Origin of the sequence: Longimicrobium sp. (genome assembly GCF_036280135.1) — a bacterium.
Lineage (GTDB): Bacteria > Gemmatimonadota > Gemmatimonadetes > Longimicrobiales > Longimicrobiaceae > Longimicrobium.
In genome coordinates this window covers 1-5693 of the sequence record NZ_DASURI010000584.1, presented here as the reverse complement: position 1 = coordinate 5693, position 5693 = coordinate 1, and the positions used below count along the sequence as shown (strand labels likewise).

Genomic DNA, 5693 nt, shown 5'->3' with positions numbered 1-5693 from the left:
CACCGAGTCCAGCGGCAGGGTGCCGCAGCTCCCGGTGGCGCAGGCCGGCACGCGCCGGTCCGCGTTCAGCTCCAGGAGCGTGCGGGCGCTGAGCACGCCGCCCACGGCGAACGCCCCGGGGCCCGGCTCCGGCTGCTCCGGCGTGTAGATCGTCGTCCGGGTGCCGGACGTGACGATCGTCTGGTTGAGGGTGGTGTCGGGGATGGCGTTCTCGGGCCGGATCTGCGCCCGCAGCACGATCTCGAACAGCTCCACCCGCGCGCCCGGCGTGGTGGTGGTGACGATGATGCCGTTGCTGGAGGAGTCCGCCAGCGCCCGCACCTCGGCCGACGAGATGGTGATGGAGATGGAGTCGCCCCCCGCGTACGTCCCCTCGCCCAGCAGCACGCCGCGGGTGCCGCCCGGCTGCGTCCACGGCGTACGCGCGCCGCCCGTGTCCACGGCCGTCGTCCAGGTGGCCGTGGGCGCGTGCCACGACTGGGCGGCCTGGTACACCCGCAGGGTCACGGGGCCCGGCGTGCTGCTGGCCGCCGTGTCCACCCGCAGCACCATGCGGCTGTTCAGGTAGCGAAAGGCCGTGTCCGTCACCTGCAGCCCCTCGCGGACGTAGGTGACGGTGCTGGGAAAGCCCACGAAGCGCGCCAGGGCGTTGGCGTCCAGCGCCCCGCCGAACTGGTTGGCCACCAGCACGCCCGACAGGCTGGACGCCCCGGTGTATCCGCGGGCGCTGCTCACCACGCGAAAGAACTCCGACGCGGGGAAGATCACCTCGCGGGTGACGGGGATGGACCCCGGCGGAAACTGGTCGTCGCCCGAGAGCGTGGGCGCCTCGTCCGAGCAGGCGCCCGCCGACAGCGCCAGCAGGGCGAGCAGGCCGGAGAGTAGAAAGCGGCGTTGCATCCGTTGGGAAAGGATCACGGGTCGTGCAAGTCGGGGCGCCCCGGACGGGGGCGCGGCCCGTAAAAAGCGCGGCGGCCGGGGCCGTTGCAACCGGCCGGAGCCGCCGCGCGCGTTGCCTGTTACGCGGGGCCGGGGCTCCGCGTTCCGTTCACGTACACGCGCGGCATCCGCGCGCCCAGCCCGGTGAGGATCTCGTACGAGATGGTGCCGCACCGGCCGGCCACCTCCTCCAGCCCGATGTGCTCCCCGCCGTCCGTGCCGATAAGCGTGGCCACGTCGCCGGCCTGTGCCCCGGGCACGTCCGTCAGGTCCACGACGGTCATGTCCATGGAGACGCGGCCGATGATGGGCACCCGGCGCCCCCGCACCAGCGCCTCGCCCCCCGCGGGGGACAGGCGCCGCGGCAGCCCGTCGCCGTAGCCGATGGAGAGCGTGCCCCACCGCTCCGGCCTGCGCGACGTGTAGGTGGCGCCGTATCCGCAGCTCCATCCCGCCGGCACGTCGCGGACGAGGGCCACGCGGGCCCGCACCGACGCCACCTCCTCGGGCCGCGCGTCCGGCCCGGCCGCCCCCCCGTACAGGAAGATGCCGGGGCGGACGAGGTCCAGGCCAAAGCCGTTGCGCCGCAGGGCCGCCGCGCTGTTGGCGCTGTGGATGACCCGGCGCTCCGTGCCGTCCCGCGGGGGCGGCAGCGCCTCCAGCGCCCGCATGAAGCGCCGCTGCTGCTCGTCGGTGGGACCCAGGTCCGGCTCATCCGCGGAATGGAAGTGCGTGAAACACCCTTCCCACGTCAAAAGGTCCCCTGCGAGCGCATCCGCCTCGCGCCCCCACGCCGCGGCGTCCGCGAACGGAAAGCCGGCGCGGCCCATCCCCGTGTCGATCTCCGCGTGAAACGCAAGGCGGCGCCCCGTCTCGCGGGCCGCGTGGGCCCAGCGGCGGACGCCGTCCAGGTCGGAAAGGGCCGGGGTAAGGCCGGCGCGGGCCGCGCGAAGGAACTCGCCCGGGGGCTGGGCCGCGAAGACGACCACGCGCCCCGTCCAGCCCAGGTCGCGCAGCTGCTCGCCCTCCGCCACCGCGGCGACGCCGATGGCCCACAGCTCGCGGGGGTCCAGCTCCGCCTGCACGATGCGGAGCACGTCGGCCACGCCCAGGCCGTAGGCGTCGGCCTTGAGCATGGGGACCACGGACGCGGCCGGCCCCGCGGCGTCCTTGACGCGCCGCAGGTTGCGCCGCAGCGCCGCCTCGTCCACCTCTACCCAGGCCCGGGAAACCACCGTTGACGTATCGGACACAAACCGAGTATTCTAGGCCGACCGTGAGAGACTCGCAAGCTGAAACGCCCCCGGCCGGCCGTGAAAGCGGCGTCCTCGACCGCGCCCTCGCGCTGGTCGAGTTTCTTCGCGCGCACTGTCCCTGGGACGCCGCGCAGACCCCCGCCTCGCTCACCCGCTACCTGCTGGAAGAGGCGCACGAGACGGCCGGCGCCATCGCCGCCGGCGATCCCGAGGCCCTGCGCGGCGAGCTGGGCGACCTGCTGCTGAACGTGGCCTTCCAGGTCGTGATCGGCGAGGAGACGGGCGCCTTCAGCCGCGAAGAAGTGGTCGCCGGGCTGGAGCAAAAGATGCGCCGCCGCCACCCCCACCTGTACGGCCTGGGCCCGGCGGAGCCGTGGGAGACCCTCAAGGCCCGCGAGCGGGGCGACGCGAAGTCCGAGAGCATCCTGGACGAGGTGCCCTCGGGGCTGGACCCGCTGCTGCTGGCCTTTCGCATCCAGGACCGCGTGGCCCGGGTGGGCTTTGACTGGGACGACGCACGCGGCGCCCTGGACAAGGTGCGCGAGGAGGCCGAGGAGATCGGCGCGGAGCTGGGCGAGGCGGACCCCGACCGGCTGCAGGACGAGGTGGGCGACCTGCTGTTCGCCGCCGTGAACCTGGCGCGGCTGGCGCGGGTGCATCCCTCCGCCGCCCTGGCGGGGGCCAACGCCAAGTTCTCGCGCCGCTTTCGCGCCCTGGAGCGCCTGGCCGCCGAGCGCGGCGTGGTGTGGGGCCAGGCCACGCTGGAGGAGCTGGACCGCCTGTGGGACGAGGTCAAGCGCATCGAGCGGGGCATCCCCGCGCCGCCGGCGGACGAGAAGGACGCGCAGTGACCCGAATCGTGCATCACCCGTCGCCCGGTCCGGTCTCCCGGGCCCGCCGGACCGCCACCAGCCCGCACCGCACCGACGGATGAAGCTCCGGCAACGCATCGTCCTGACGCTGGTGGGGATCACCGTCGTGCTCGCCATCCCGGCGGCGTACGGCCTCGTGGGGCTCCGTGCCGTCCACGACATCACCGACCGCCTGTCGCAGCAGCGGGTGGCCACGAGCACGCTGGGCGACCTGCGCAACGCGGCCGAAACGGCCCTCGACGGGCAGCGCCGGTACGTGGCCGTGTTCCGCGTGAGCAGCGTGCTCGACGACACGACCACGGCCCAGGACACCTCGCGGGTGCGCATCCAGGTGGACAGCGCCATCCAGTCCGCCGTGCGCGCACTGGGCGTGCTGCGCACCCAGAACGGGGGCGAGTACGCCCGCGCAACCGTGCCCGCCGCGGAGACCTGGTCGCAGATCGCCGAGAACATCCGGCGGGAGCGGGGCCTGCTGGCGGCCCGGGAGGACGCGGCGGATACCCTGCGGCTGGCGCTCGAGGACCAGTTCGCGGTGCTGGAGCCGCGGCTGGACGCGATCGAGAGCACGATCGTGCGGCGCACGGGCGACGAGCTGGACGAGGCGGAGCGGATCGCCAAGAACGCCGCGAGCACCACGCTGCTGGCCCTGGCCCTGTCGCTGGCGGCCACGCTCCTCATCGGCACGCTGCTCACGCGGACGCTGCTGCGGCCCATCGCGCTGCTGCGGCAGGGGATGGGGTCGGTGGCGGAGGGCGACTTCGAGCCGCACGTGCGCATCCCCCGCGAGCGGCCGGACGAGCTGGGCGACCTGGCGCGCTCGTTCGGCACCATGACGGAGCAGCTGCGCGAGCTGGACCGGCTCAAGGCCGAGTTCGTCTCCGTGGCCAGCCACGAGATCAAGACGCCGCTGTCCGTCATCCGCGGCTACGTGACGCTGCTGGCCGACGGCATCTACGGCGACGTGAACGACCAGCAGAAAAAGACGCTGGAGGCCGTGAGCGCGCAGACGGACCGGCTTACGCGCCTCGTGCACCGGCTGCTGGACGTGAGCCGCTTCGAAGCGGGCGGCGCGCGGCTGGAGCTGCGGCAGATCGAGCTGCGCCCGTTCTTCGACGAGCTCACGGAGGACTTTCGCGTTCTCGCCGTGCAGAACGGCATCGAGTTCCCCGTGCGCCTGGCGGATGACCTGCCGCGCACGCTGGTGGGCGACGAGGACCGGCTGAACGAGGTGCTGGGCAACCTGCTGAGCAACGCGTTCAAGTTTACGGCCAAGGGCGGCACCATCCGGGTGGACGCGGCGCGGTGCGACGGCGGCATCCAGGTGGAGGTGGAGGACACGGGCGTGGGCATCCCCCCGGACAAGCTGCCGCACGTGTTCGAGAAGTTCTACCAGGTGGACAACGAGGCCCAGCCGCGGTCGGTGGGGTCGGGGCTGGGGCTGGCCATCGCGCGCGAGATCGTGGAGGCGCACGGGGGCACGATCGGTGCAGAAAGCCAGGTGGGGCGCGGCACGCGCTTTCGCGTGTACCTCCCCGAGCGGCCGCCCGCGGCCGCGGGCCACGCCTGACCGATTTGTCCTTTCCGCGAGCGGATGAAGATCCCGACTGCACTCCTTTTCGCCGTGCTGCTGGCCGGGTGCTCCGTGCTGGGGCCGGAGAACCTGGGCCCGGGCGCGGCCAGCCGCGACCAGCTGTGGCGGCAGGGGCACGCGGCCATGCACGCGGACTCGTTCCGGGTGGCCATGGCGGCGTTCCAGCGGCTGGCCGCGGAGCACCCGCGCGACGAGCAGGGCCGCGAGGCGCGCTTCTACCTGGCCACGCTGTACCTGGAGCCGGCCAACCCGGAGTTCGACGCGGCGCTGGCCACGCAGAACCTGGAGCTGTACCTGGCGGCCGACACGGCGGGCGGCCGTCTGACGCGGCGACCCGAAGCAGAGCGGCTGCTGGGCCTGTCGCGCCAGCTCACCCTTCCCTGCGAGCAGCGCACGGGCGACCTGCGCTGCGACCCGGACGTGATCGTCCGCACGCGCCCCGGCGGCTCGGACACCGTCGTCGTGCGGCAGCCCGCGGACCAGAGCGCCGAGGTGGCCCGCCTGCGTCGCGAGCTCAACGAGCGCGACGCCACCATTCGCCAGCTGCGCGAGGAGCTGCAGCGCATCCGCAACACGCTGGCGCCGAGACCGTGACGGCAGTGCGAAAGTGCGGAAGTGCGGAAGTGCGGAAGTGCGAAAGTGCGAAAGTGGCTCAGCGGCCGATCGACCTGAGCAGGTAAGCGCCGCTGACCAGCCAAAAGCCCCGTCTCGATGACGCTGATGCGTCGCCGGACGGGGCTTCGATCGTTTGGAGGGATGGCGCACGCCGGGAGGCCGCGCCCGTTGGCGGTTGAAGCCCTGTTCGCAGAGCGCGTCGGCGCACCCAACCCGATCGCCGTCACTTTCGCACTTTCGCACTCACGCACTTCCCTCCCCTACCCCACCCGGAACATCCGCGCGCGCTCCTCGTAGCGCGTGGCGAGGGCGTCGCGCAGCTCGGGATGGCGGGCCAGCTCGGGGTCGCGCTCCACGATGGCGCGCGCCTCGCCACGGGCCGCGGAAAGCAGGTTCAGGTCCTTTTCCAGGTCCGCGAAG

5 protein-coding genes are annotated in these 5693 nt (G+C 73.2%); 3 read left to right on the top strand and 2 right to left on the bottom strand.

What is annotated here, in order from left to right; translation table 11 throughout:
• Positions 1-918: hypothetical protein (locus VFZ20_RS18825; protein ID WP_329685472.1), on the bottom strand; the 918-nt coding region annotated here is incomplete at its 3' end.
• Between the two features lie 101 nt (positions 919-1019).
• A complete protein-coding gene (alr, locus tag VFZ20_RS18820) occupies positions 1020-2174 on the bottom strand; it encodes an alanine racemase (protein WP_329685471.1) in 1155 nt (384 codons plus the stop codon).
• A gap of 41 nt (positions 2175-2215) precedes the next feature.
• Between alr and mazG the strand changes: the two genes are divergently transcribed.
• From mazG to VFZ20_RS18805, 3 genes are all read left to right on the top strand, one after another.
• Positions 2216-3046: a nucleoside triphosphate pyrophosphohydrolase gene (gene mazG, locus VFZ20_RS18815; RefSeq protein ID WP_329685470.1), complete on the top strand. Its 831-nt coding sequence runs from the start codon at positions 2216-2218 to the stop codon at positions 3044-3046.
• Positions 3047-3125: 79 nt separating this feature from the next.
• Positions 3126-4634: a HAMP domain-containing sensor histidine kinase gene (locus tag VFZ20_RS18810; RefSeq protein ID WP_329685469.1), complete on the top strand. Its 1509-nt coding sequence runs from the start codon at positions 3126-3128 to the stop codon at positions 4632-4634.
• A 24-nt stretch (positions 4635-4658) separates the two neighbouring features.
• Entirely contained in the window at positions 4659-5252 is a 594-nt protein-coding gene (locus tag VFZ20_RS18805; protein WP_329685468.1) for a hypothetical protein, read from the top strand.
• The last annotated feature ends 441 nt before the right edge of the window (positions 5253-5693 follow it).

Bases quoted from the DNA above. Each gene is read 5' to 3' on its own strand.
- VFZ20_RS18810 (WP_329685469.1), top strand. From the start codon at position 3,126: ATGAAGCTCCGGCAACGCATCGTCCTGACGCTGGTGGGGATCACCGTC.
- VFZ20_RS18805 (WP_329685468.1), top strand. From the start codon at position 4,659: ATGAAGATCCCGACTGCACTCCTTTTCGCCGTGCTGCTGGCCGGGTGC.